Here is a 24,238-nt window from a genome sequence, read left to right on the forward strand (position 1 = left end):
TCCACCGCTCCGTAATACCCTAAGAATAGGTTGGGTGGGCAGGGCATTAAAGCTTTAATAGATTATCGTTAAACCTTAGTAAATGCCATTAGACCCGGACTCAGTATTGAACGATGTATTAAACATAGTGAAGGTACATAATAAGTGGCGTAGATTAGAGACAATAAACCTCATACCCAGCGAGAATGTAATGTCGCCACTGGCCGAGTACGTCTACTTAAATGATATGGAGGGCAGATATGCTGAAGGTACACTAGGCAGTAGGTATTACCAAGGCACTAAGTATATTGATAAGCTTGAGGGCCTTCTCGCGAACTTAATGGGTGAGTTATTTCATGCTAAGTTCGTTGATGTTAGGCCCATCTCAGGTACGATAGCCAACGCAGCAGTTTACGCAGCGTTGACGCAGCCTGGCGATACGATAATGTCGGTGCCGCTTAATTCAGGGGGGGTCATATAAGTCATAAAACGACGGGTGCACCTGGGATTTTCAAGCTAAAGGTTGTTGATTTGCCGTGGGATAATGAGGAGTTCAATGTTGATGTTGATGAGAGTATTAAGTTAATTAGGGAGGTTAGGCCGAAGATTGTTATACTCGGTGGTTCTGTGTACTTATTCCCGCATCCAGTTAAGGAGCTCCTTGATGTTACTCATGAGGTTAATGCAGTATTACTTCATGATTCGGCGCATGTGCTTGGTCTGATTGCGGGTGGGGGCATTTCCAAATCCGCTTGATCTAGGTGCTGATATAATGACATCATCAACTCATAAGACATTCCCTGGCCCTCAGGGTGGCGTTATATTTACTAATAGGGAGGATTTGTTTAAGGTTATTCAGAGGGCTGTGTTTCCTGGATTGACCTCGAATTATCACCATCATAGGTATGCCGCGACTGCCGTGACCGCAATCGAAATGATGAAATTCGGTAAAGCATATGCGGAGCAGGTCGTTAATAATGCGCGGACTTTAGCGGAGGAGTTGCATGCACTTGGGTTTAAGGTTATTGCCGAGAATAGGGGTTTCACGAGGACCCACCAGGTGCTCGTTGACGTGTCTAACGTTGGTGGTGGTACTAAGTCAGCCATCCTACTTGAGGAGGCTAACATTATTGTGAATAAAAATGCGCTACCCTGGGACAAGGGCTTCAGGGACCCAAGTGGACTTAGGCTTGGTGTTCAGGAGATGACGAGGTTTGGCATGGGTAAGGATGAGATGAGGGTTATTGCCGAATTCATGGCGCGGGTCCTCATAAGGAGGGAGGATCCAGGTAATGTTAGGAAGGAGGTTATTGAGTTTAGGAGGGAGTTTACACAGGTTAAGTATGGCTTAACACCTAAGGACGTTGGTATTGACGTTGGCATAAACATGCTAATGTAATGCGGTCGTTGAGGTTACAATGCGCGGCGGCATTGTTCTCGACCCAATGGAGTGGTTATTAGTTAGGAATTATTACATGACGATGCTTCCTCAACTGAACTTTAGCGGTGATTACCTAGCTGCTGAATTAGCGCCCAGCTTTTGCAACTATGATGGTGATTTAAGGGAATTCAGGTGGGACGTGGTTAATGTGGTGATGCCAGCGGCTGAGGTGAGGCCTAGTGATGATGGTTTATTGATTGCGGTTGAGGGTTACTCGGTTAGGCTTCTTCGTGATTGGGGATTGAACCCTGACATCGTCGTCACGGATTTTGACTTCATGCCTGAGGAGTTAATTAATTGTGATTGCTTGGTGCTTGGTCATGCGCATGGAGATAACATTGAGTATTACCCTAAGTATGCATCTAAAGTTAGGAAGTTACTACCTACAGTCCAGGTATGGCCTAGGGGTTGTTCATTACTAATTCCTGGATTTACCGATGGTGATAGGGCTGTTTATCTCGCTTATTACATGGGTTCTCGGGAGATTAGGATTTACGGCTTTAACCCAGGTAAGACCGTGAAGAGAAACGATGAGATAAAGAGGGCGAAGCTAGAGATTGCTAAGGCATTAATTGATAGGGTTATTCGAAAGGCCGTGGGTAGTAATACCATGATTAAACTGATAAAATGACAGTTACAGTTATTGAGATTGTGCCTGTTGTAACATTATGGTTATTAGGGGGGGCTTTTCCCTACCCACTGCAAATAGGTAGTCCATTATTGTTCTGACCTCCTTACCATCGCTCGTCACAATCTTCACGGTGGACTCCCTCTTCCTATAGGTTTGTATTATCTCGGTTATCTTGCCGTAGTAACCCACGTTCTTACCATCGACAATGAGCCCCCCCAGCGAACCTAGCTCAAGCTTTACGTGATCGACTATCTTATTCTCGTTAATGTCAATGAGTACTGAGTCAAGCGTATCGTACTTGCTACCCTCCTCATAGGGTAGTTGTATGTTTCTACCATCGTGCAGGTTAAGCTGTATTTGCCCACCCTTAACCATTGTCTTATTCTCAACCCTGCAAAGCTTATACCTAGCCTCCTCCTGGCTTATTGGTACTGGCCATAGGAACTTGGTTGGGTGTGGAACCATTCGGTAAATCTCATTGGTTGGTATAATCTCGACAACGTCCATTAAACCAACGGGGGGGTACTTGTAATCCCTCCTCACCCTACCATCAACCTTAATCAACCCCCCCTTACCAATTACGTACCTAGCCTCCCTGAGGGTCTTCGCGTATCTAAGGACATCCCTAACGAGTAATGCCAGCGGCAATGACTTAGCCAGTGGGTGCGGTCCAGGGCTCGGCCTAACAACCCATACAGCCTCCTTTGTCGATATCGGCCACCACTCAGGTGCTTGATAACGCCTTAAGTGCCTACTGGGCATTAGGCATCACCGTGGGGAACCCCCCCATTTAAAGGCTTACTGCTGCTTCTGCTCACCGCCACCGCCCTGACCACCAACGACGATTACTTCAGGCTTCCTTAACGCCCTGGCCTCCTTAGCCTCCTCAAGCTTCTTCAGGTACTCCTCGCGCTGCTTCCTAGCCCTCTCAATGGCCTCAAGCCTCCTCTTATCGCTGGTGTCTAACTCAACAATCATGACCTTTGACGGGTGTATTGGGTAATAAACGGTTTCACCACTCGGTTTCTTCAGGGTTGCGTTCTCCACGTAAATCCTCATCTTCCTCAAATCAACATCGACAACCTTACCCCCCCTAACGCCCTTAAAGTCTCCCCCCCTGAGTATAAGCACGGTATCACCCTTCCTAATAGGCAATCTCTTAACGCCGTACTGTCTCTGTAGGTCCTCACTAAGCCTTGCAGTCATTAACCTATGCCTAACATGGAGTGGCGCGTTGAATAACGCCTTCCTCTGCTTCCTCGGTTGCTTAGACCTTGTTAATGTGGCCATGTAAGAACCCGCTTAAGCTAATTACTTAAAAATTTTTAGTACGCCAATGGGTCACGGCTAGGTCGAGGCGAGGTAAATACCAACGAACATTACGGCTGAGCCAATAATCTCCGGTATGGTTGGTTGAATACCCATTATTAAGTAATTGAGCACGAGTGTCAATGCAGGGACCGTGAATATATACGGCGTTGAATTCGCAACCCCCCCAATAGAATTAACAAGTAGGTACCAAACGAGAAACAGAACCGCACCACCAACCACAGAGGTGCCCAGTAAATTATCGATAAACCCAGGCGCCCACTCAATACTTGTGAATGCCCTGGGACCATCAAGTAGTAATCCCATTACGGCAAGCAGTACTGAACCAACTATGAACATGTTAGACACGACAATCAACCCATCATTATCACCCAACTTCCTAAAGTATATACTATATAGGGCCCAAAATATGGCATTAACCACCGTAAGCAACGCGCAATTAATGAGACACCCCCCCTTATTATTGAGGACACGCCATAAATAATAACGCCAATAAACCCAATAATTGCCCCCCCAATAACGTTAAGAGTCCTTGGCCTCTCATGAATTAGAATAATCGATAGTGGTATTGCGAATAGGGGCATTGTATAGCCGAATATGGCTGATGACCCTGGATCTATGTAAACCAGGCCATAGGCCCAAAGCGCCGTGCTTAGTGAGGAGAATAGGCTCAGGAGGCTAAGTCCCTGTTCAGTATTACGTAGTACCTCCCATTAATTAATGCGGCTGCTATAGCCAACAGGCTCCAGCTATTGCATACCTAATCGACATGTAGCCCAACGGCATTGCATATCTTAATCCAAATTTCACGAAGAAGTAATTAAATGATGCTGAGAATACGTAAATCAGTAGGTAACCAATGAATAGTGATTTCCTCATCAACAATGACGGGTTATGGTGTGCTTAAAAACCGTTCTTCCTGAAAATAATGAAAGGGATAAAAGGCTTGTTCCTAAGGGGGGGTCTTTAGAGTATTAATGCATTATTACGATAGGGAACCCGTCTTTAAGGAGATGAGGGTTAGGAGGATCCATACCGTGATTAGGGGGATTTCCGTTGACCTTCGTGCTGGCTCCTGGGGGGGTCTTCTCGAGCGAGGACGTGGACGCAGGGACTAGGTTGTTGGCTGAGAACATGGTTATAATGAATGATTGGGACATACTCGACATGGGATGCGGTTATGGCGTCCTCGGCATTGTGGCGGCGAAGCTAGCGCCGAGGGGTAGGGTGGTCATGGTTGACATAAACAAGCTCGCGGTTAAGCTAGCGGCTATTAACATTAAGATTAATAGGGTAGACAATGCGGAAGTTCGACTAAGCGACCTATACAGCGCGGTTCAGGGTGAGAGGTTTAATACTATTATTTCAAATCCGCCAATAACCGCCGGTCTCGACTTAAATAGGAGATTGATAATTGAGGCTAAGGACCACCTCAAGCCCGGCGGCCTACTGCAGATTGTGGTGCCAAAGAAGTTGAGGTCACGGTTTGAGGAGATCCTATACGGTAATTACGACATTGTAGAGAGACTGGCTAAGTCAGGTAATTACATAGCCTATGTGGCTAAAGTCATGAGTTAGCCCTTCGCCTCCATCCTGTCCAGCCTATCCATAATCCTCCTCTGCTCCTCCCTAATCCTCTCAATCTCCTCCCTTAGCCTTGCATACTCAACACCCCTCTGCATCTGCTCCCGAATCTTCCTGGCAACGTCCCTCGCATAACGCCTTATACGGCCATCCAAGTCCCTACTGGCTAATTCATCGAGTATATCCAGGAACCTCGGGTCCAGGGAACTCTCCACGGCAGCCACGGCGGCATACCTAACCCTGTAATACGGGTCCTTAAGTAACTCCCTAATCCTATCATAAACCCTCCTAACGCCCACGAACTTACCCAGGGATTGGGTCGCGACCATCCTAACGAGGGTTGGCCTACCGAGTTCCGTATACTTAACTAATGTGTCAATCGCCTCATCGGTACCCAGCTCGGAAAGTCCCTGTAGTGCGCCCTGGGCTATTACGTAGTTATGGCTTGGGTAGTCAAGGGCCTTAATGAGTTCTCCAGCGTAATCAAGCATCCCCCCCAACTTACCAAGTGATTGGGCAGCCTTTGACCTAACGTAGTAACTCTCGGATGTATTCTCGAGGATTGACGTGAGCACTCTAGCCACATCCCTATTGCCCTTGAAGTTGCCCAGGGCCTCCACGATGGCTTGCCTAACCCTTGGGTGCCTCTCGTTATTTAATGCGTTGAGTAGCGCCTTGAGCGCATCCTCCGTACCTACCTACCGACTGCCTGCGGCCTCAGCCCTGACACCCCCCCAGAATGGGTCGCTCATTAATGCCTTACTCAACTCCTCAACAGCCCTGGCACTGCCATCCCTGGCCAATGCATCTATGGCCTCAAGCCTACAGGGTAGGTTTTCACTACTTAATTCTGCAATGGCCTCCTCAACACCCTTATCGGCACTCACGGACTTAACGCCTACCTTGAATTGAGGATCAATGCATATGTACTGTGGCCTCTCGCTAGCTGGTACGTATATCGTGGCCTCCCTCTCATTCATTTCGAACCTAAATATGTCGACCCTACCACCTGGTACTTAATCTCAAATTCTAGAGGCAATCTATAGATTGGGTATGAGTCATCCCCCCCCTGGGCCTGGCTAATACTTAGCTTAATAAGTTTATTAGCTGGGTCATAACTCCAGGAATACTTAATAACGGGGGGGTGACCTGACGAGTAGACGAACTGGGTGAAGAACCAATCAAGCGGTTGCCCAGAAACCTCCTCGAGGGCCTTCCTGAGGTCCTCCGTATCAGCATTACCATGGGCATGCCTAGTTAGGTATAGATTTATACCTCTCCTGAATGCTTCATCACCGAGTAGGTTACGGAGGGTGTGCAGGACTAGGCTGCCCTTCTCATACGTATGCCTATCAAACATCTCCTCAGGGTCTCTATACAACCTCGTGACTATTGGCCTTGCGTACCTATTGCCGTACTCATTGAGGTAATTCCTGAGGTTCTGGTAAAGCTCGTATAGGAACTCATCACGTCCCTTGGCATGCTCCATGTAGAGCGCTTCGAAATATGTGGCAAAGGCCTCGTTAAGCCATATATTAGCCCAGTCCTTAGTCGTGACGTAATCACCAAACCACTGATGGGCAAGTTCATGGGCGACCAAGCCATCTGATGTGAAGTCCTCCATGTCTGGGCATGGGAATCTGGAACCTGGGCAGTGGGCATGCTCATCGTGTAACGTGGTGTCTGTGACTATTGTTACCGTGGTGTTCTCCATACCGCCATAAATGAATTCACTAACGGCAACATGCTTATAATTGGGCCATGGGTACTTAACGCCTGTGTAATCACTGTAAAACCTTATCATGTCGCACGTCCTATAGAAGCTAAACCTAGCCCTATCACCGTAACCCCTTGGTACGTAGTGCTCAATAGTTATTCCATCACAATCCTCCCTAACAACCTCAAACTCACCTGCTGCAAAGGCCACGAGGTATGCTGAGTGAGGCTTATCCAACCGCCAGTGCCACAACACCTCATTACCCAGGTCCTTAGTCTCCACTAAAACACCGTTTGAAACCGCGGTCCAGGTCTTCGGAACTATTATCAATAACTCACTTGTGAATTTAACATTTGGATAGTCAGGCATTGGTATCCAGTAATGATTATCCTCACTCTCACCCTGCGTCCAAACCATGGGCACCCTATCCCTGTAATGCTCATCTGGCAGTACGAAGTAAAGACCCTTCCTGGGCTTTGTTTCGTAGCCCACCTGTACCATGTGACTACCTGGCTAAGGTATACCCTTAACGTCCTGCCGTCATACTCGAACTTGGCATCCTGCCCATCAACCTTAACCGACACTATCCTCATCTCAGCAGCATCAAACTCAATATAGTCCCTGCCTAGTGGTACATCAACACTATATTCCGCCAGCCCCCTCTATTGCCTTCTCGTTAGTTTTAACCCTTACTTGAGCTTAGGTGCCTCAGGGTGTAACCGTAGTACCTGGGGGGGAATTGAATTCTATAATCAGGGTATACGAAGTTCCTACCAATCAGGTAGCCGGCCTTATCAAAGGACACGTGGTATGGCGTTAAACGAAGTTAATATGCATTACCCAATTTGGAAAAACCTCACCTTAAGAACCGAGAGCTTATACACCCTATTCTGCTCCTCAGCCCTGACGATCCTCTGCCCAAGCAGTGGGAATAGCCTCTTCAATGTTAGGTAGCACTCCTCATCATCGAGTATAAACGTTATCACAGAGCCCACCGGCACATCGCGGAAGCTCTGTATGGCCAATGTACTGCCGTATGGGCAACCAATACCCCCTTAAGTCAACCGTCAACTCGCCAACCCTCATAAGCAATCAATGAGTATTGGCATACTTTAGGCATAATGCACTGCGCATTTTTTGCATAAGTCCCTTTATACGGCATTAATCTATTTTAGGTAAAGGCCTAGGGAGGATTTATAAGTCTCGGAATTAATAATAATAAGTTCATGTCCGCAGGTAGGGACCTCATTAACCAAGTGATTATGGAGATTGAGAATTCAATCCTAAAACCCCCCCTTGAGGACATTGAGAGTAGTGCCGAGGGGATTCTCGAGAACTTATCAGAAAGTATGAATATTGAGAAGCCCAAGGTGATAGCCACGGTAAACCCCCCCACTAACGAGTGTATTGAGTACGTGGATAGGGATCAGCAATGCCAAGTGATTACTGGTAAGTACTTCCCAGAGGAGTCAATAATACTCATTAATTACAGGATCGACATGAACACACTCCTCCACCTATTTGCCCATCACGTACACGCTATTGAAATGGGTAGGGCTAAGTATGTCAGGGCCAGGAGACTCGAGGAGTTGAGACTTCCCTGGGAGTTAAGGCCCACTGAGATTGTGGCCATATACAGGACTGCGCAGTTGGTACGCATGCTTCAGCCCAGGGCCTGGAGGATCTATAACGAGGAGATTAAGCCCAGGATTAAGGAGATTGATGAGAAGTTTAATAGTGTGAGATTTACTGTGAATTACATAGAGAGACAGGTGGAGCACATACTGAGTAGTAAAAGGTCCATTCAGTAGCATTTAAAGAGCATTTGATTTACGATAATTATGTATTTGAATATTATCATTATTATACTGTTTATACTGTTATAATAATTATGCATTGTCGATAAAGCTTATAAAACTCTATAACTTAGTATTACCTCTGTATGTCAGTAACATGGGCTCTACCCTTTAAAGAAAAAATCATTCCCGAGATTGGAAAGGAAAGGGCGGTAGATCCTGAGGAGTACAAGAGAATTCATAGTGAGAGCCTTAAGGACATTGAGGCCTTCTGGTCAAATATTGCCAGGGAGCTTGAGTGGTTCAAACCCTGGGATAAAGTACTTGTTGCCGATCCACAGCCCCCCATTCTATAAGTGGTTTATTGGCGGTAGGTTAAATGCATCGTACCTGGCACTGGATAGGCATGTTAAGGGTGGTAGGAAGAATAAGGTGGCGATTATTTGGGAGGGCGAGCCAGTTGATCAAGGTGGTAATCCACTTGAGGTTCGTAAGCTTACGTATTACGACCTATGGCGTGAGGTTAATAGGCTTGCCTACGTACTTAAGAATAAGTTCGGCCTTAAGAAGGGCGATACCATAGGCATTTACTTACCAATGATTCCCGAGCTTCCAATAGCAATGCTTGCGGCTGCGAGGCTCGGCGTAATATTTACGGTAGTCTTCAGCGGATTCACGGCACAGGCGTTAGCCGATAGGCTTAATGACGCTGAGGCCAAGCTGGTGATAACCGCTGACGGTGGTTATAGGCGTGGTAGGGTGATTAGGCTTAAGGACATTGTTGATAAGGCCCTTGAGCAGTCGCCCACGGTTAAGAACGTAATTGTCTTCAGGAGGGTTGGTCTTAATGATGTTAACATGGTTAAGGGCAGGGACTACTGGTGGCATGAATTAATGAGTGACGTACCAATGAACACCTACGTGGAGCCTGAACCCGTGGAGAGCGAGCATCCCTTGTACATACTATACACGTCAGGCACTACGGGCAAGCCCAAGGGCATTGTTCATGACACAGGCGGCTACATGGTGTTACTCCACGCGACCATGAAGTGGGTATTCGACGCCAGGGAGGACGACATTCACTTCTGCACCGCGGACATTGGTTGGGTAACTGGGCACAGCTACATAGTGTTTGGGCCGCTCCTTGAGGGCATGACAACGATAATGTACGAGGCGCGCCCGACTACCCGAACCCAGACCGTTGGTGGGCGATTGCAGAGAGGTATGGAGCGACCATACTGTATACGAGCCCCCACGGGTATAAGGACACTTATGAGGTTTGGTGATGACTGGGTTAAGAAGCATGACCTTAGTACGATAAGGCTCATCCACTCAGTTGGTGAGCCAATAAACCCAGAGGCCTGGAGGTGGCTCTGGAAGTTGGCGGGTAGGGAGAAGGTGCCCTTCGGCTCCACCTGGTGGATGACCGAGACGGGTGGTATATTGATATCCCACGCACCAGGTCTCGCCCTGGTACCACTCAAGCCAGGTACTAATGGGCCACCACTGCCCGGCGTTGATGCGGACGTTGTTGATGATAATGGAAACCCAGTACAGCCGGGACAGAGGGGGGGCTACCTCGTAATTAAGAGGCCTTGGCCAGGAATGCTATTGACGATTTGGAAGGATCCGGACAGGTACGTCAAGACCTACTGGAGTAAATTCCCTGGAATGTTCTACGCAGGTGACTACGCGGTTAAGGATGAGGACGGCTACTTCTGGATACTCGGTAGGGCTGATGAGGTAATTAAGGTCGCCGGCCATAGGCTCGGCACGTATGAGCTTGAGTCAGCGTTAATACAGCATCCAGCGGTGGCCGAGGCCGCGGTTGTCGGCGTTCCAGACCCTGTTAAGGGCGAGGTTCCGGTGGCCTACGTAGTCCTTAAGCAGGGCTACCAACTCCGAGCAATTAAAGGCTGAGTTGAATAATACGGTTAGGGAGCTCGTGGGGGGGCCAATAGCCACGTTATCGAATATATTCTTCGTGACTAAGCTACCGAAGACCAGGAGTGGTAAGATAATGAGGAGGTTGGTCAAGGCAGTCGTCACTGGACAGCCACTGGGTGATGTGACTACACTCGAGGATGAAGCTAGCGTTGAGGAGGTTAAGAGGGCTTACGAGGAGTTTAAGGCTGAATTAGAAAAGCTCGGTAAAGGGTGAGCGAATGCCCGAGAAAACAGCCAACCCGGCACCACTCGGGCTCTCGGGCTTTGCATTAACCACGTTAGTCCTCAGCCTATTCAATGCGCACATAATAACCGCGGGTTCAGACGTTGTGATTGGACTGGCAGCGTTCTACGGCGGTTTAGCTCAAATAGTCGCGGGTTTATATGAATGGAGAAGTGGAAATACCTTCGGTTACGCCGCATTCTTTACATACGGCGCGTTTTGGGAGTGGTACTTCATAACAGTGCTGCTCCTTGATATGCACATAATCTCCGTTACACCGGCCGCCATAAGCGCGGTCCTAGCAGCCTTCGGAATTTTCACATTCATATTCTGGATATACACCTTCAGGCTTAATTGGGCACTATGGCTAGTATTCCTAACGCTTTGGCTAACCTTCTTCTTACTCGCGGCGGGCTTAACAATTGTGGGTGGCTACGTCGGTATAATAACCGCATTATTAGCCTGGTACACAGCATTTGCAATGGTATATCAAGAGGTATTCAATAAACCAGCGCCATTGTTAAGCTCACAGCCAATAAAGGTGAAGGCAGTAACATAGATTATGACGTAATTGAATAATTAAAAGGTTAATTATAATCTATTTATACTTAGAACGATCATTTGTACATTTATATTTAATAACTTTTTAACTAAATTATCTCTAAACCATAGTATTAATAGATGGTGGTGAGTAAAACTTTTAAGGATAAATAATTGGCTTTGATTTATGCCGAAATCCCTTAACAAGGTAGGAATTTCAAAGGCGGCGTTAGTGGGCATAATTGTGGTTGTTGTTGTGGTTGTTGCTGTTGGTGCTTATTTTGCTGTGACTTATCACCCGACTAAGAAGGTTGTTACTCCGCCGACTGTTACGAAGCCCACGGTTACTATCATTTCAAATCAGACAATTACCCTAGCACCACCAAACCCAAACGAACTAATTGACTTGACTGATGTGGCATCGCCTGATTGTCTTGATCCAGCCACGGGCTTTTGGACGATGGATGAGCCGATATTCAATGTTGTTTATCAAGAGTTGGTAACTTGGAATGGTAGTAATTATTTCCAGGTTGTTCCTATGTTGGCGACTAACTGGACCATCAGCCCAGACTACAAGCACTACATCTTCACCCTGAGACGAGGCGTTTACTTCACCGACGGTGAGCCATTCAACGCAACAGTCGTTTGGTTCAGCCTATACAGAACAATAATCATGGGACAAGGACCAGGAATAAGCAATTACGGATCATTACTATTCCACATGAGTGTTTATAGTCAGTACGGTATTGCAATACCGTGGGGGGGTGCCTGCCACGCGCTCGCCTACGCAACCGGCAATAATGCGTACATAAGCAATGTAACGCTCTGTGCCAATGCATTGGCGTATGTATTAAGTAACTTCAATGTTCAGAACGCGACCATCCAGAAGATGATGAGCTACCCAGACCAGGCGGTGGTGGTTCTTGGGCCTTATGAGGTTGAGATAAACCTGATACACCCATACATGTACTTCCTACTTGATATTGCATCGTGGTGGGGTGCCATGGTCCCACCAGCCTACGTTGACGCTCATGGCGGTGTTCAGGTAAACTCACCAAATAGCTACTTATGCCAGTATGGAATGCCGGGAACCGGCCCATACGAGATACAGAGCGTTACAGGAACACCAGGGGAATTCACAGAGATAGTCCTAACACTCAACCCCCCCAACTACTGGGGCAATAAGTATCCACCTGGTTCGTTACCGGTACTCGATCAACCTGGTCATATACAGACCATTGTTTTGAAGATCTCAGAATCACACACCGACAGGGTCGAATTGTTCGCGGAGAACCAGGCCCAGCTATCCTACGTGAGCTCGCCATTCCTAGACCAGGTCTACAGTGCTTGGTCACCATACAACCAGTACCTGCCGCCAACGGCGATCATCCACATTGATTGGGATCTAACGCCCGAGTGTATAATGATGCTTTCAATGAACACGCAGAGGTGGCCTACGAACATAACGGACTTCAGGTTAGCAATTGAGCACGCCATTAATTACACGGCGTTGCTATACACGTACTACTCACCACTACTAAACACAACACTAGCAACATACTACCTAGGACCATTCACGCCGCTTAACCCAGCACTATACAACCCAGACCACCTACCATTCTACAGCTACAACCCGAACCTAGCCATTGAGTACCTCAATGAATCGGGTTGGGAGGGCGACTTCTACACAGTACTACCCAACGGCACAGTCATCGGCAACCCAAGTGGCCAGAAACTACCTTCAATACCCATATACGTAATACCACCAGTAACACCACAGTTAGAGGAGCAACTTGAGATAGTATCTCAAGACCTAAGTCAGATAGGTATACCGACCGCCGTGAGTTACGTAACCTCGTCAGAGTTTGATAGCTGGACATCGCCATCGGTTAGTGGCAGGTTAATATACGGTGTTGGTTGGTGCGCAGACTGGCCAGACCCGATAATGCAGATGGCAATATCAATACTAACCGGCTCACTACCGACTGGTGACTATGCCTGGTATAACAACCCGAAGGTTACGAACTTACTCTATGAGGCTGCATTCACGACTAACCTGACCGAGCAGGTACAGATAGCTAAGCAGGTGTATAAGATAGTTTATGACCAAGCACCATATGTTTGGATACCTGACCCAGTACCATACTTCCTGGTGCAGCCGTACGTGAAGGGCATAATAGTTACGTGGACGGGCTACTACTACAACACTATGTACTACAAGCCAGTGACCATAACTGTTGTGACGTACTCCAATGGAACCAAGGTGGTGCAGGTAAGCTCATAGTATAAATAATTTCTATAATTATTTCAAAATTTATATTATTATTTTTATAATCAATACAGATCAATTTATAATCCTAGGTATTTTTAGGACTATGTACATGTGGGTAAGCTTTTTAAAGGAACGATTATTCCTGTTGCTTGATGGCTGGTCGTGATTTCCTAATATTCGTAATAAGGAGATTTATTAATGCCATAATAACGCTATTGCTATTGCTCCTATTGATGTTTGTTCTTGTTCATGCCATTTACACGACACCATTGGCACTAGCCAGGCTTTATGCAGGTCCCCACCCCACAATGGCTCAGTTAGAGACCATAGTTAAGGAGTATCACCTTGATGCTCCACTTTATGTTCAGTTCATTAACTACCTAATAAATGTCTTTAGCGGTAACCTTGGCTATGACCCAATCTACAAGGAACCTGAGGCATACATAATAATGCATTACCTACCAATAACGCTGACATTCATGATACCCGCAGTGATAATAACAGTGCTTCTCGGGACCTACCTAGCGCCATTGCCTCAGCGAATAGGAATAAGTGGGCTGATTACCTCATTAGGGCATTCTACATATTTACCTGGTCCTCACCGCCGTACTTCATAGCCCTACTCCTATTATTAATATTCGCCATATGGCTTGAGCCATGGACCCACCTACCAACAAGCGGCTATGTGAACCCACTACTCCCTAGACCAAAGCCAATAACGGGCTGGCCCCTAATTGATGCATTGATTGAGCATGACTGGGCCTATGCCGAGAGCTACTTAATCCACATGATACTGCCTATGTTCGCAGTAGTCCTTTATAGCTTTGGCGTCTACACTAGGATGGCTAGGAACACCATGCTTGACGTTCTCGAGAGCGACTACGTGAGGCTCGCCTACGTTAAGGGTCTCTCAAGAAGGGTGGTGGTTTATAGGGTTGGCTTGAGGAATGCCCTAATACCATTGGTCACGCTAATGGTCCTGACCTTCGCACTGGCCTGGACGGGGGGGCTTACGTCGCTGAGGACGTGTTTGACTACCACGGAATGGGCTACATAACGACGGTGGCAATCACTAGCGTTGATCCATTAATGGTTTACGACATAACACTATTCGTGGGAATATCGGTGATAATCGCCAACTTCATCGCTGACATACTCTATGGAATACTTGATCCGAGGGTGAGGATAACATGACGGAGCAGGTAACGGAGAAGAGAGCAGCCGGTGGATTTACAGCAGCCGCCTGGAATTGGATTAAGTTAATATCCAGGGACCAGCAGGCCTTGTTGGCCTTATCATAGTTGCTGCCTTCGTCATTTGGTCAATAATACAGGGAATACTCGAGATATTAGCTGGGTACCTTAGGGATCCGAGCTTGGCTGGATATTACTACCGTACAACCCATTCGCCCAAAACCTCGCTGGCGCCTTCCAGCCACCATCATGGGCCCACCTAATGGGGGGACCAACTACATGGGTCAGGACATACTATCAAGGATACTATACTCAATACCCTATAGCGCCGCTTACCCAGCCTTCCTGGTGGTGCTCTCGGCAATACTTATTGGGGGGGCAGCCCTAGCATTAGTGCCGGTTACCTAGGTGGTTGGTGGGATGAGATACTCATGAGGATAACAGACGCCTTCCTCTCGGTACCTGCCATAATACTCGCCATAGTTGTCTCGGTACTGCTTAAGGCGAGCTTCATAGGCATGATTTACTCCTTCATAATTGTTTGGTGGCCAATATACGCGAGGCTCTTCAGGCTGAGACCCTTAGGGTTAAGGCCATGGATTACATAGCCGCGGCCCAGCTATACGGCGTGTCACCGCTAAAGCTCTTCTTTAAGTACCTATTTATTAACACCATTGATCCAATAATAGCCTATGCAATGCTTGACTTTGGCAATGTGATACTGGCGGCGGCAATACTGAACTTCATAGGGGGTTGGGCTACAACCTGGCCTTCCAATACTTGGTGAGATGGCATCTGACGGCGTTAGTTGGGGGATTCCCGAAGTATTGGTGGTGGGCCGTGTTCCCAAGCGTAACAATATTAATAATTGCGCTGGGCTTCGTACTGCTTGGTGATAGGTTGCAGGACATAATAGGTGGTAGGGCTGTGTACTGAGGTGGTGGGTATGGTCCTCCTATCAATTAGAGACTTATACGTCGGCTATAAGACGGTTATGGGGGGGAGCTCCACGTACTTGACGATATAAACCTGGACATTGATAAGGGCGAGATTGTCGGTATCGTTGGCGAGAGCGGCTCTGGAAAGTCAACCCTAGGCCAGGCAATTGCCAGGGTATTGCCGGGCAATGCCGTTGTGTCGGGGGGGAAGATAATGGTTGACGGAGTTAACCTGCTGGAGCTGAGTGAGAAGGAGATGGAGAAGTACAGGGGGGGCACAACCGTATTCATGGTTCTGCAAAACCCATTCACGAGCCTTAACCCGGTGAAGACCGTGGGCTACCAGCTCATGGAGGCTGCCAGGATTAGGATGGAGAGGAGCGGTGAGAGGTATAGTGAGGATAGGGCTTATGAAATGGCCATTCAAGCGCTTAAGGACCTCAGGTTCCCAGACCCAGAGATAATAATGCTGAGGTACCCACACCAACTCTCTGGCGGTCAGATCCAGAGGGTTGTGCTTGCAATGTCATTAATACTGAGGCCAAAGATACTCATCGCCGATGAGCCAACGTCGGCTTTAGACGTCACAATACAGGCCCAGGTAATAAACCTATTCAAGCAATTAAGCAAGGAGATGGAGACCGCAATACTATTCATAACCCACGACATAAGCCTAGCCTACGTAATATCCACAAGGCTGGTGGTACTCTATGCGGGTCGTATAATGGAGGATGGAGACATAGAGTCGGTGATTAGGGAGCCAATGCATCCATACACCCAGGGATTAATAGCGGGTGTGCCCGACCTATCGAAGTTCGTCAGTGGTAAGGTTAAGCTACAGTCAATACCTGGGAATCCACCATCATTCCTAGACCTACCAAGTGGTTGTAAGTTCCACCCGAGGTGCCCATACGTTAAGGACATATGCAAGGTTCAGGAACCCAAATTATTAAGAGTGAATAATAGAATAGTTAGGTGCTGGCTATACGGTGAGTGATGGTTATGCCCCCAATAGTTAAGACAATAAACCTAAGGAAGTACTACCTAGCCTATAAGATGGGGCTGTTGGACAGGTTATTTGGTAAGAAGCCCGCCTGGGTTAGGGCTGTGGATAACGTGAGCATTGAGATTGAGGAGGGCGAGACGCTGGGGGGGCTTATTGGCGAGAGCGGCTCTGGAAAGACCACGTTGGGCAAGTTACTAGTTACTCTCGAGAGACCTGATGGTGGTGAGTACTACTTCATGGGTGAGAAGGTTACTGAGGATAAGATACCCTGGGTTAGGCAGCAGGTGGCCATGGTATTCCAAAACCCATATAGCTCACTTAACCCGAGACTATCCGTTAAGGAGATAATCTCAGAACCACTTGGGCATTTTGACGAGGATAAGGTTAGGGAGGCCATGGAGATGGTGGGCCTTAACTATAGGGAGCATGGTAATAAGAGGCCCAGGGAGTTGAGTGGTGGTCAGGTTCAGAGGGTTGCCATTGCTAGGGCAATTATTAAGAGGCCGAGGTTCATAGTCCTTGATGAACCAACCTCAGCTTTAGACGCGTCGCTGCAGGCCCAGGTGCTCAACCTATTGATGGACCTTAAGGAGCAGTTGAAGCTTACCTACCTATTCATAACCCATAACATAGCCGTGGCGTATTATATATCCGATAGGGTCGCCATCATGTATGCGGGTAAGATAGTAGAGATGGGTGACGTTGACGAGATATTCAAGAAGCCAATGCACCCATACACTCAGTTGCTGCTTAAGTCTGTGCCAACGATAGGTAAGAAAGAATTGGAGCCTCCAACCGGTGAGGTACCAAGCCTGGTTAATCCACCACCTGGCTGTAGATTCCACCCAAGATGTCCATACGCAATGAGCATCTGTAAGGAGAAGGAACCGCAGTTAATGAGAGTTGATAATAGGCAGGTTGCCTGCTGGCTGTATCAACAGCAGTAATACCTCTTAATTTACACCCTACCCAGTTTTAATTAGGTGTCGGTTTATAAGTGTGCAGGAGGTAAAGGTAAATGTGGTCAACATAATTAAACCAAGGGTTGAGCTTGTGCTTACCTGGGGGGGTAGTGAGGAGTTAGTTGCTGCGATGACCGACGTTGTTTATAGGGCGTACTCCATCGAGGATGCTATCAAAAGGGTTAGGGAAAGGCCTGAGCTTGTGGCTAGGAGGATAACGGGCTTCCTTAGGGATGGACATCACAGCGTTCTTGAGTTCATGGGTGCTAGTTGGCTTGTTGAGGGTAGTAGGGCGTTCACGCATGAGCTCGTTAGGCATAGGGTAGCTAGTTACTGGCAGGAGAGCCAGAGGTACGTGGACTACGCTAAGGGACAATTGCGCTATGTATTACCACCGAGCTTGGCCAATCAATGGGCTGGTTACCTGGATGATGCGTCGCAAGCCTACATAAAGGCTAGGGAGGGATTAGCGCCGGAGGATGCCAGGTACTTACTGCCCAATGCGATGGCTAGTAGGGTTTGGGTTCAGATGAATGCTAGGGAATTCTTCCTGAACTTCATACCGCTTAGGACTGGCTTGGGCGCATTTCATGAAATTAGGCTCATTGCCTGGCTCATGTTTGATTCGTTAATTGATAAGTTCCCAATAATAGCCAAGTGGGTTTGGGACAACCTACCGAGGCTACACCCAGACTACTGCAGGGGGGGCATTGACAAGCTAAGTGGTGCTTACGGGACGAGCGACTGCAGGGTGGTTAGCGTTAAGGATGCCTTCAATAAATGGGAAATGGAAATACCGAAGGGAATCGCCAGCTTTATCTCTCAGTCTTAGTGAACGGCGTAATTAATGGTCTTGCGAACCCTGGAACCTGATCAATTAGGGCCTTGGGTAATGGCTTAACTAGGTAGAGGACAATAATCAGTGTGGATATACTAACTAATTGAGCCAATGGCCAGGTAATTGGCGGATCTGGAATTGGCACAGCACAGGAGGAGATGATGGTTAGGATCAGGGACAAACCAATAACCAGAACATTAATGCTTTTAGCGTTCCACCGCTCACTAAACCAAAAGGCCACCAGGGTCAGTACGTAGATTAGGTAATTACTGGCTATGGCCATGTAAATCCCAATAAAATGAAGAATCACGTAGGCAAGCAACCCAAGGCCGAGGCCGACGACGTTTGCAAGCAGTGCATACCAGCCTCTGCCAATTACCCAGTAGTAGGACGTGTAAATACCAGCTATTACGGCTAATGGAGTATAACCAAGTAGTACGGAGGCGTAGGGTATTGACCTAACGTATTCGCCACTAATAATTCCTATCATCGGCAGGGCGGGTAGCGCGAGGACTATTAATTGGGCGAGTAGTGACGCGGCTATGAATGACGGTATTGCATATTCACGGAACGCCCTACCCACGTCAATGCCAGCGCCAAGCCCCTGGGACAACCTGCTATTCATCACTGTGGATACGGCAGGGCCCAGGGCAGTCACGGCATTGGCTATTGCAGCTGCTAATCCATAAATGCCTGTAAATCTAGGGCCAAGGTAAATGTAGACTAAGTACACAATCAAGTTGAAGCTCAACGTACCCATATAGCCAAGTATCCATGATTGAAACCCAAACTCCAGGAATCCCCTCGCACCACGCCTTATCACGCCAATACCAAGCAGTGGATTTACCAAGCCCTTAACGATGCCTACATAATAAAGCAGCTGAGCCAATGAGCCTAGGAGTACGGATATGGCCAGCGCATAGACATTACGCATGACGATAATCAACAACACCTGGAGCACCCTCATTACGAGCATGTTGATTGTCGAGCCCATGCCCTGGGATGCAACCCTACCCACCAACCATAGATAGAGACCAAGGGCGCCAGCGATTGACTGTATAAAGACCGTGGCCACATAGATATACGCGGTACCAAACAACCACCCGGGTATGCCATTACTCGCATATAATGGGGGTGGCCAGGGCAATCGCTAGGCCATAGATGACGGCCATAATCAATGACATTAAGATCATGGCTGAGAAGTAGGGCTTGGCGTCACCACCCCCCTGGCATACTTAATGGCGCCCTCCCTAGCAATGGCACCTGATATGCCTGGTATCGGTATTAAGGCACCTATTGAATTTATTATTGCGAATAATGCGTTGTAATAGCCATACTGCGCCAGTGGTATATACCTCGTTAAAACAACTATGTAGGCAATCGCCAATGCATAGTTGACCGCGGTGGGCAGGTAATTAAGCACAACGGCAACAACGGCACTCTCCTTAACCATTCATGAACCAACCATACCCAGCATTTTAAATATTATGGATATCAATAATACGCCATAAAAATTAATTCTAAAAGAGATAATCAATGCCTATAAATGGTGTTATTCTCGTTGCCGGTGAAGGCACCAGGCTTAGGCCATTAACGTATACGTTGCCAAAGCCCTTAATACCAATAATGGGTAAGCCTCTGGTCACGAGGATAATAGAGGGGGGGTTAATGGGCAATGGCATTAATAATATCCACGTGGTCGTGGGCCGCCTAGGCTTTCTATTTAGGCAAGCGCTTGGTGATGGGTCGAGCCTGGGCGTGAGCATTAAGTATGTTGAGCAGAGGGAGAGGCTTGGTATCGCGCATGCGATTTATAGGGCCATTGAGGAGGGCGCGGATGGCGAGTTAATAGTGCACCTAGGCGATAATTACTTCGGCGAGGGCCTCGATAGGTTCATCCGCGAGTTCAGGGAGGGCGATTACGACGTCTACGTAGTACTAACTAGGCATAAGGATCCAACCAGGTTTGGTAATGCCGTGATTAAGGATGGCAAGATAGTGAAGCTTATCGAAAAGCCCAGGGAACCGCCACCCAATAGCTTCGTGATGACTGGACTATACATGTTTAGGGATTCTAACGACGTAAAGAGGGCCTTCAGTACGCTTAAACCATCCGCTAGGGGGGGTGAGTATGAAATAACGGACTTAATACAGTGGTTCATAGACAATGACAGGAAGGTAGGTTACTCAGTGACTAATAGTTGGTGGAAAGACATGGGAACACCCCCCCAGGACATACTCGATCTACTTTACTTAATGCTTGATGAGGTTAAACCAAGGATTGAAGGTGAGGTTAGGGGGGGTGAGGTTAATGGCAGGGTCGTGATAGAGCGTGGAGCTGTAATTGAGGGTAAGGTACACGGACCAGCTTACATAGGTAGGGGGGGTTCAATGGTTGGTAAGGATACGGTGATTGAACATTATGTTGATGTTGAATTAAATGTGTTGATAAATGGCGGTAGCCTAAGCAGGTCACTGGTGCTTAGTGACGCATCGCTTGAGTTGGGTAGGGCTAGGCTTGTTGATAGTATTATTGGTCCTAAATCAAGGGTCAGGCTTAGCAGCGGTAATTATAGCTTAATACTTGGTGAGGGCAACAGTATAATTAGCACCACTTAATAACTATCCAGCAGCTTCGGATTTTGCTCAAGGAGCTTCTTATACCACTTAACAGTGAACCACCTATCCTCAGGCTTTAAGTGACCGGTGAGTAATTCATGGTATACCTGCTTAACGCCATCATCCACATTGTAAAGCGCAGCGAAGTTCAGCACATCCCTAATGCGCCTGAAGTTAACTCTATAACTCCTGGCGTCAACCACACCCCCTGAACCTGATCTCACCACCAACTATGCTCTGCACGATCCTGGCCATCTCAATGACCCTAAAGTTTTGCTCATCAGAGCCCACATTAAATACCATGCCATTAACCTTGTCACTTGGTGCCTCAAGCACTGTACCAATGGCCCTTACGACATCCATAACATGAACAAGAGGTCTTTCCTGCATTCCATCACCCTCAACGTAAATAACCCCCCCCTCAGTGAATGCGGATAACGTCATGGCATTTATCACAAGGTCAAACCTCATCCTAACCGATGGTCCATAGACGGTGGCAAACCTCAGTGCCGTTACCGTAAACCTACTACTTGCCAGAGGAAGTACGTCCTTCTCAGCCAACAGGTTAGCCTTAGCATAGGTCGTTAATGGGTTCGGTTCGGTATTCTCATCAGCAACACCGCTCTGCCTGCCATAAACACTACAGCTTGACGCAAGTACATACCTAGAGACTCCAACCTCACTGGCAAGCTTAGCCAACCTAGCCCTAGCCCTATAATTAATATCGAGCGTCCACTGAGGATTTAACTCGCCAGCTGGGTCATTGGACAATGCGGCAAGGTCTACAACAGCGTCAACGCCGTTAAGTACGTCCTTGCTTATTGACCTGGTGTCAGCTTTAATAAGTTCGAAGTTCCTCTCACCAACTACGTGTTTAAGCACGTCATCGCCGAAAAATAACCTATCGACACACTTGACACTGTAACCTTTCCTAATTAAGTATGGCGTTAATAACGTGCCTATGTAACCACCACACCCCCCCGTGATTAGGACCCTCATACTAATGCTGACATTAATATTTACTTTTAAGAATTTCCAATTCTAGGTTAGTTCATTATTATCTAAGGCAATAATAAGGTATTGTATTAGCACGTTCTATTGTTAATTAGGTGTGGCTTTTGTTGGTATTGCTACGATAATCACTGTAGTGGTGGCATTGCATAATCAACGTCATCCTTAGCCTATTGGCTCGGCGGGAAGTTCGCGGGGGGGGTAGAGTTAGAGTCCAGGTTTGGTAATGTTGATTTAAGGCTTAATCAAATTGAAGATTTATTCAATAGAATTGAAAGTAGAATTAATGAGTTTGAGAATAGGATTAATAGGGTTGGGAGTAGGATTAGTAGTATTGAAGCTAGGATTGAAAGGCTTGAAAGCGCGTTCACGTAATTCTCCGAGGTTCTCATAACGGCATTAGAGACCAAGGGCATTACGTGCACGGGTAGAAAGAGGTCTTTAATCACGGCGTCTGGGCATAGGATTGAGGCTGAGGTACTCGATTACGAGAGGGTTTTGACCCTCTAATTGAGTGAGGATGTTAAGGAAACACTTAGGGGTGCGGGCGTAAGTGACCCAGATAATTGGCTTAATAACGATGAAGACTGCAGGTTTAATACCCGACGTAACAATAAGTAGACTTAGGAAAACCGAGGCATTCTTATTCGCAACTCATTAACCTGCATTATAGACGTAAACAACGCCCTTACTTAATACCCCCCCTCCTCAACTCATTTAATGCGTTCTCGAGTTCGTCACTCCACTTCATCCTCTGCTTTAGGTTCTCAATTCTATTCGCCAACTCCTTTATGAGATTCACTACGGCGGTTGCTGCTTCCTGCCTATCCCTGAACTTCGACAAAGCTAAATCCGGGTCTGGCCCGTTGTATTGGTAGTCGTGTAGTTCCAGGGCTGTGCTTGTGGCGAAGTAAATCCCCCCCGCATACCCAATCTCCTCAAGCAATTGCGACAACGCCTTCATCCTCGTTGTTGGAACCCTCGGAACAGCCCTATTCATGAGCCAACTCCTCTCCTCCTCGGTCCTAGCAACCCTAACCAACTTATCAAGCTCAAGTCTGAGCAAAGCCGCCAACAAAGCCCTCCAAGCCTGGAAAGCCCTACCAACCGCATCCCTAACCAAACCCTCATTAAGAAACCGCAAGGCCAAACCACCCTCAACCAAAGCCTCCAACAACCTAGCACTCACGTAATCCTCCACGGTAGGCTTAGGCAAAGGTCTCTCAATAGCTTCAGTATTCACAAGTTGGCTTTTTGGCTTCCCTTATAAATACTTATTGAAGGTTGGTTTACTGCTAGGTTCAGTTATCCTAAATTTACTCAATACGCCTTCACGGTCTTCCTTTAACTTTATAACCATTTATCTATCCTCGTTGGGTATTTTGTACATCATCGTTGTACGAAGCATTTTTATCTCTAGGAGCTAAGTTTTTATTAAATGTCCTCTTACCAGCGTTGGGTTGATTGGCTTGATGAGGCGAGGGATGACTTAGCCGCAGCAATTGACTTAATGAGGCTTGGTAGGTACTCGAAGGCTTGCTACTTCGCACAGCAAGCTGCTGAGAAGGCGCTTAAGGCCCTTTTAATTAGGAGGTTGAATCGGTATGAACACACCCACAGCGTCAGGGAGTTGCTCGAGATACTTAGGAATAATGGCGTTGATGTTAGTGATGAATTAATTAGGGTTGGTGATGAGCTCGATAGGTATTACGTACCAACACGATACCCAAACGCGTGGCCCTCGGGCGCACCACATAGGCACTACACGGAGGAGGATGCCAGAAGGGCTGTGGACCATGCCAGTGGTGGGCTTTGTTGAGTCGAATCTATGAGGTTGCGAGGAGGAACAAAATTAAGGACCCGAACCAATTAATACAGGCAATCAACAGAGCCATTAATGGCCTCAACCCCCCCATTGCTGCCTTCATAATCGGCTCATTGGCCCGCGGTGAATTTGTAATGGGTATGAGCGACATAGACCTAGTGGTTATAGTGAGTGGCGAGCCCCCCCATTTAGGGCTAGGGTAATTGGGTCACCACTGGGTGATGTGGAAATAGTGATATTCACACTCGACGAACTCTGCAAATACCACATGAATAACAACATAATGCTTGAATCACTAAGAACTGGCGTACCAATCATAGGCGACCCAAAGGAACTACTAAAACAATGTAAATAATGAACGGCGACCCCCACCATTAGGGGGGGCAA

General features: G+C 47.4%; 29 protein-coding genes and 5 pseudogenes. 19 read left to right on the forward strand and 15 right to left on the reverse strand.

Annotation, left to right across the window (positions count from 1 at the left end):
- The first annotated feature begins 82 nt into the window (after positions 1-82).
- Together JCM11217_RS10205 and JCM11217_RS10210 are read left to right on the forward strand one after the other, a co-directional pair.
- Positions 83-1,378: pseudogene (locus tag JCM11217_RS10205) on the forward strand (serine hydroxymethyltransferase).
- Between the two features lie 19 nt (positions 1,379-1,397).
- On the forward strand, positions 1,398-2,051 hold the full coding sequence (locus tag JCM11217_RS10210; RefSeq protein ID WP_054842857.1) for a hypothetical protein: 654 nt from the start codon (positions 1,398-1,400) through the stop codon (positions 2,049-2,051).
- Positions 2,052-2,060: 9 nt separating this feature from the next.
- Here JCM11217_RS10210 and JCM11217_RS10215 read toward each other — a convergent pair whose 3' ends face one another.
- The 5 genes from JCM11217_RS10215 to JCM11217_RS16170 all read right to left on the reverse strand — a co-directional run bounded on the left by JCM11217_RS10215 (position 2,061) and on the right by JCM11217_RS16170 (position 4,262).
- A complete protein-coding gene (locus JCM11217_RS10215; protein ID WP_054842858.1) occupies positions 2,061-2,813 on the reverse strand; it encodes a 30S ribosomal protein S4e in 753 nt (250 codons plus the stop codon).
- Between the two features lie 36 nt (positions 2,814-2,849).
- A complete protein-coding gene (gene rplX / locus JCM11217_RS10220) occupies positions 2,850-3,341 on the reverse strand; it encodes a 50S ribosomal protein L24 (protein ID WP_054842859.1) in 492 nt (163 codons plus the stop codon).
- A gap of 57 nt (positions 3,342-3,398) precedes the next feature.
- Positions 3,399-3,803: a DMT family transporter gene (locus tag JCM11217_RS16160; RefSeq protein ID WP_243679147.1), complete on the reverse strand. Its 405-nt coding sequence runs from the start codon at positions 3,801-3,803 to the stop codon at positions 3,399-3,401.
- Complete coding sequence (locus tag JCM11217_RS16165; protein WP_243679181.1) at positions 3,734-4,000, reverse strand: hypothetical protein; 267 nt, start codon at positions 3,998-4,000, stop codon at positions 3,734-3,736. The genes JCM11217_RS16160 and JCM11217_RS16165 overlap by 70 nt, the downstream gene beginning before the upstream one ends.
- Positions 4,001-4,109: 109 nt before the next feature.
- Positions 4,110-4,262 carry a hypothetical protein gene (locus JCM11217_RS16170; protein ID WP_243679148.1) on the reverse strand — a complete coding sequence of 51 codons (153 nt, stop codon included), beginning with the start codon at positions 4,260-4,262 and terminating at the stop codon, positions 4,110-4,112.
- Positions 4,263-4,357: 95 nt separating this feature from the next.
- Between JCM11217_RS16170 and JCM11217_RS16175 the strand changes: the two genes are divergently transcribed.
- Together JCM11217_RS16175 and JCM11217_RS10230 are read left to right on the forward strand one after the other, a co-directional pair.
- Positions 4,358-4,498, forward strand: coding sequence for a hypothetical protein (locus JCM11217_RS16175; protein WP_243679149.1), 141 nt, complete (start codon positions 4,358-4,360; stop codon positions 4,496-4,498).
- Positions 4,446-4,958 (forward strand): methyltransferase, encoded by a 513-nt coding sequence (locus JCM11217_RS10230; RefSeq protein ID WP_243679150.1) that lies wholly within the window; start codon positions 4,446-4,448, stop codon positions 4,956-4,958. The genes JCM11217_RS16175 and JCM11217_RS10230 overlap by 53 nt, the downstream gene beginning before the upstream one ends.
- On the opposite strand, the gene JCM11217_RS16180 is transcribed toward JCM11217_RS10230, so the two are convergent.
- The 5 genes and pseudogenes from JCM11217_RS16180 to JCM11217_RS10240 all read right to left on the reverse strand — a co-directional run bounded on the left by JCM11217_RS16180 (position 4,955) and on the right by JCM11217_RS10240 (position 7,706).
- A complete protein-coding gene (locus tag JCM11217_RS16180; protein ID WP_243679182.1) occupies positions 4,955-5,293 on the reverse strand; it encodes a HEAT repeat domain-containing protein in 339 nt (112 codons plus the stop codon). The two genes, JCM11217_RS10230 and JCM11217_RS16180, sit on opposite strands and share 4 nt — an antisense overlap.
- 234 nt (positions 5,294-5,527) lie before the next feature.
- Positions 5,528-5,596 (reverse strand): annotated as a pseudogene (locus tag JCM11217_RS16185) (hypothetical protein); the annotation flags it as partial.
- Positions 5,597-5,662: 66 nt separating this feature from the next.
- Positions 5,663-5,944, reverse strand: a complete 282-nt coding sequence (locus JCM11217_RS16190; RefSeq protein ID WP_243679151.1) for a hypothetical protein — start codon at positions 5,942-5,944, stop codon at positions 5,663-5,665.
- A complete protein-coding gene (locus JCM11217_RS16195) occupies positions 5,941-7,182 on the reverse strand; it encodes a M1 family metallopeptidase (protein WP_243679152.1) in 1,242 nt (413 codons plus the stop codon). The genes JCM11217_RS16190 and JCM11217_RS16195 overlap by 4 nt, the downstream gene beginning before the upstream one ends.
- A 335-nt stretch (positions 7,183-7,517) precedes the next feature.
- Positions 7,518-7,706 (reverse strand): sulfurtransferase TusA family protein, encoded by a 189-nt coding sequence (locus tag JCM11217_RS10240; RefSeq protein ID WP_243679153.1) that lies wholly within the window; start codon positions 7,704-7,706, stop codon positions 7,518-7,520.
- Between the two features lie 201 nt (positions 7,707-7,907).
- Here JCM11217_RS10240 and JCM11217_RS10245 point away from each other — a divergent pair, with 201 nt between their 5' ends.
- The 12 genes and pseudogenes from JCM11217_RS10245 to thyX all read left to right on the forward strand — a co-directional run bounded on the left by JCM11217_RS10245 (position 7,908) and on the right by thyX (position 18,390).
- The gene (locus tag JCM11217_RS10245) at positions 7,908-8,492 is read left to right on the forward strand and encodes a hypothetical protein (RefSeq protein WP_054842860.1); all 585 of its coding nucleotides are present in this window, start codon (positions 7,908-7,910) and stop codon (positions 8,490-8,492) included.
- A 131-nt stretch (positions 8,493-8,623) separates the two neighbouring features.
- On the forward strand, positions 8,624-8,833 hold the full coding sequence (locus JCM11217_RS16200) for an acetyl-coenzyme A synthetase N-terminal domain-containing protein (RefSeq protein WP_243679154.1): 210 nt from the start codon (positions 8,624-8,626) through the stop codon (positions 8,831-8,833).
- A pseudogene (acs, locus tag JCM11217_RS10250) lies at positions 8,805-10,638 on the forward strand (acetate--CoA ligase). Before JCM11217_RS16200 ends, acs begins: the two are co-directional and overlap by 29 nt.
- 4 nt (positions 10,639-10,642) lie before the next feature.
- A complete protein-coding gene (locus JCM11217_RS10255) occupies positions 10,643-11,206 on the forward strand; it encodes a GPR1/FUN34/YaaH family transporter (RefSeq protein WP_054842861.1) in 564 nt (187 codons plus the stop codon).
- 168 nt (positions 11,207-11,374) lie between these two features.
- On the forward strand, positions 11,375-13,471 hold the full coding sequence (locus tag JCM11217_RS10260) for an ABC transporter substrate-binding protein (protein ID WP_243679155.1): 2,097 nt from the start codon (positions 11,375-11,377) through the stop codon (positions 13,469-13,471).
- Positions 13,472-13,611: 140 nt separating this feature from the next.
- A complete protein-coding gene (locus JCM11217_RS16205) occupies positions 13,612-14,076 on the forward strand; it encodes a hypothetical protein (RefSeq protein ID WP_243679156.1) in 465 nt (154 codons plus the stop codon).
- A pseudogene (locus JCM11217_RS16210) lies at positions 14,043-14,653 on the forward strand (ABC transporter permease). The gene JCM11217_RS16205 and the pseudogene JCM11217_RS16210 overlap by 34 nt, the downstream one beginning before the upstream one ends.
- Positions 14,654-15,083: 430 nt before the next feature.
- Positions 15,084-15,439 (forward strand): annotated as a pseudogene (locus JCM11217_RS16215) (ABC transporter permease subunit).
- On the forward strand, positions 15,433-15,588 hold the full coding sequence (locus tag JCM11217_RS16220) for a hypothetical protein (RefSeq protein WP_243679157.1): 156 nt from the start codon (positions 15,433-15,435) through the stop codon (positions 15,586-15,588). The pseudogene JCM11217_RS16215 and the gene JCM11217_RS16220 overlap by 7 nt, the downstream one beginning before the upstream one ends.
- A 123-nt stretch (positions 15,589-15,711) precedes the next feature.
- Complete coding sequence (locus tag JCM11217_RS10275) at positions 15,712-16,587, forward strand: ABC transporter ATP-binding protein (RefSeq protein WP_243679183.1); 876 nt, start codon at positions 15,712-15,714, stop codon at positions 16,585-16,587.
- Entirely contained in the window at positions 16,587-17,543 is a 957-nt protein-coding gene (locus tag JCM11217_RS10280; protein ID WP_054842862.1) for an ABC transporter ATP-binding protein, read from the forward strand. Before JCM11217_RS10275 ends, JCM11217_RS10280 begins: the two co-directional genes overlap by 1 nt.
- 52 nt (positions 17,544-17,595) lie before the next feature.
- The gene (gene thyX, locus JCM11217_RS10285) at positions 17,596-18,390 is read left to right on the forward strand and encodes an FAD-dependent thymidylate synthase (RefSeq protein WP_054842863.1); all 795 of its coding nucleotides are present in this window, start codon (positions 17,596-17,598) and stop codon (positions 18,388-18,390) included.
- Here thyX and JCM11217_RS10290 read toward each other — a convergent pair.
- Together JCM11217_RS10290 and JCM11217_RS10295 are read right to left on the reverse strand one after the other, a co-directional pair.
- A complete protein-coding gene (locus JCM11217_RS10290; protein WP_054842864.1) occupies positions 18,374-19,543 on the reverse strand; it encodes a hypothetical protein in 1,170 nt (389 codons plus the stop codon). The two genes, thyX and JCM11217_RS10290, sit on opposite strands and share 17 nt — an antisense overlap.
- Before the next feature lie 42 nt (positions 19,544-19,585).
- Complete coding sequence (locus JCM11217_RS10295; protein WP_054842865.1) at positions 19,586-19,849, reverse strand: hypothetical protein; 264 nt, start codon at positions 19,847-19,849, stop codon at positions 19,586-19,588.
- Positions 19,850-19,932: 83 nt separating this feature from the next.
- Here JCM11217_RS10295 and JCM11217_RS10300 point away from each other — a divergent pair, with 83 nt between their 5' ends.
- On the forward strand, positions 19,933-21,015 hold the full coding sequence (locus JCM11217_RS10300; protein WP_054842866.1) for a glucose-1-phosphate thymidylyltransferase: 1,083 nt from the start codon (positions 19,933-19,935) through the stop codon (positions 21,013-21,015).
- On the opposite strand, the gene JCM11217_RS16225 is transcribed toward JCM11217_RS10300, so the two are convergent.
- The 3 genes from JCM11217_RS16225 to JCM11217_RS10310 all read right to left on the reverse strand — a co-directional run bounded on the left by JCM11217_RS16225 (position 21,012) and on the right by JCM11217_RS10310 (position 23,269).
- Entirely contained in the window at positions 21,012-21,239 is a 228-nt protein-coding gene (locus JCM11217_RS16225) for a hypothetical protein (RefSeq protein WP_243679158.1), read from the reverse strand. The two genes, JCM11217_RS10300 and JCM11217_RS16225, sit on opposite strands and share 4 nt — an antisense overlap.
- Positions 21,211-22,014, reverse strand: coding sequence for an SDR family oxidoreductase (locus tag JCM11217_RS10305; protein ID WP_243679159.1), 804 nt, complete (start codon positions 22,012-22,014; stop codon positions 21,211-21,213). Before JCM11217_RS10305 ends, JCM11217_RS16225 begins: the two co-directional genes overlap by 29 nt.
- Before the next feature lie 700 nt (positions 22,015-22,714).
- Positions 22,715-23,269, reverse strand: coding sequence for a PaREP1 family protein (locus JCM11217_RS10310; RefSeq protein ID WP_054842867.1), 555 nt, complete (start codon positions 23,267-23,269; stop codon positions 22,715-22,717).
- A gap of 195 nt (positions 23,270-23,464) precedes the next feature.
- Here JCM11217_RS10310 and JCM11217_RS10315 point away from each other — a divergent pair, with 195 nt between their 5' ends.
- Together JCM11217_RS10315 and JCM11217_RS10320 are read left to right on the forward strand one after the other, a co-directional pair.
- The gene (locus JCM11217_RS10315) at positions 23,465-23,845 is read left to right on the forward strand and encodes a HEPN domain-containing protein (protein ID WP_054842868.1); all 381 of its coding nucleotides are present in this window, start codon (positions 23,465-23,467) and stop codon (positions 23,843-23,845) included.
- Positions 23,842-24,054 carry a nucleotidyltransferase domain-containing protein gene (locus tag JCM11217_RS10320; protein ID WP_054842869.1) on the forward strand — a complete coding sequence of 71 codons (213 nt, stop codon included), beginning with the start codon at positions 23,842-23,844 and terminating at the stop codon, positions 24,052-24,054. The genes JCM11217_RS10315 and JCM11217_RS10320 overlap by 4 nt, the downstream gene beginning before the upstream one ends.
- Positions 24,055-24,238 lie beyond the last annotated feature (184 nt).

Source organism: Vulcanisaeta distributa JCM 11217 (assembly GCF_001316005.1).
Taxonomy (GTDB): Archaea; Thermoproteota; Thermoprotei; order Thermoproteales; family Thermocladiaceae; genus Vulcanisaeta; species Vulcanisaeta distributa_B.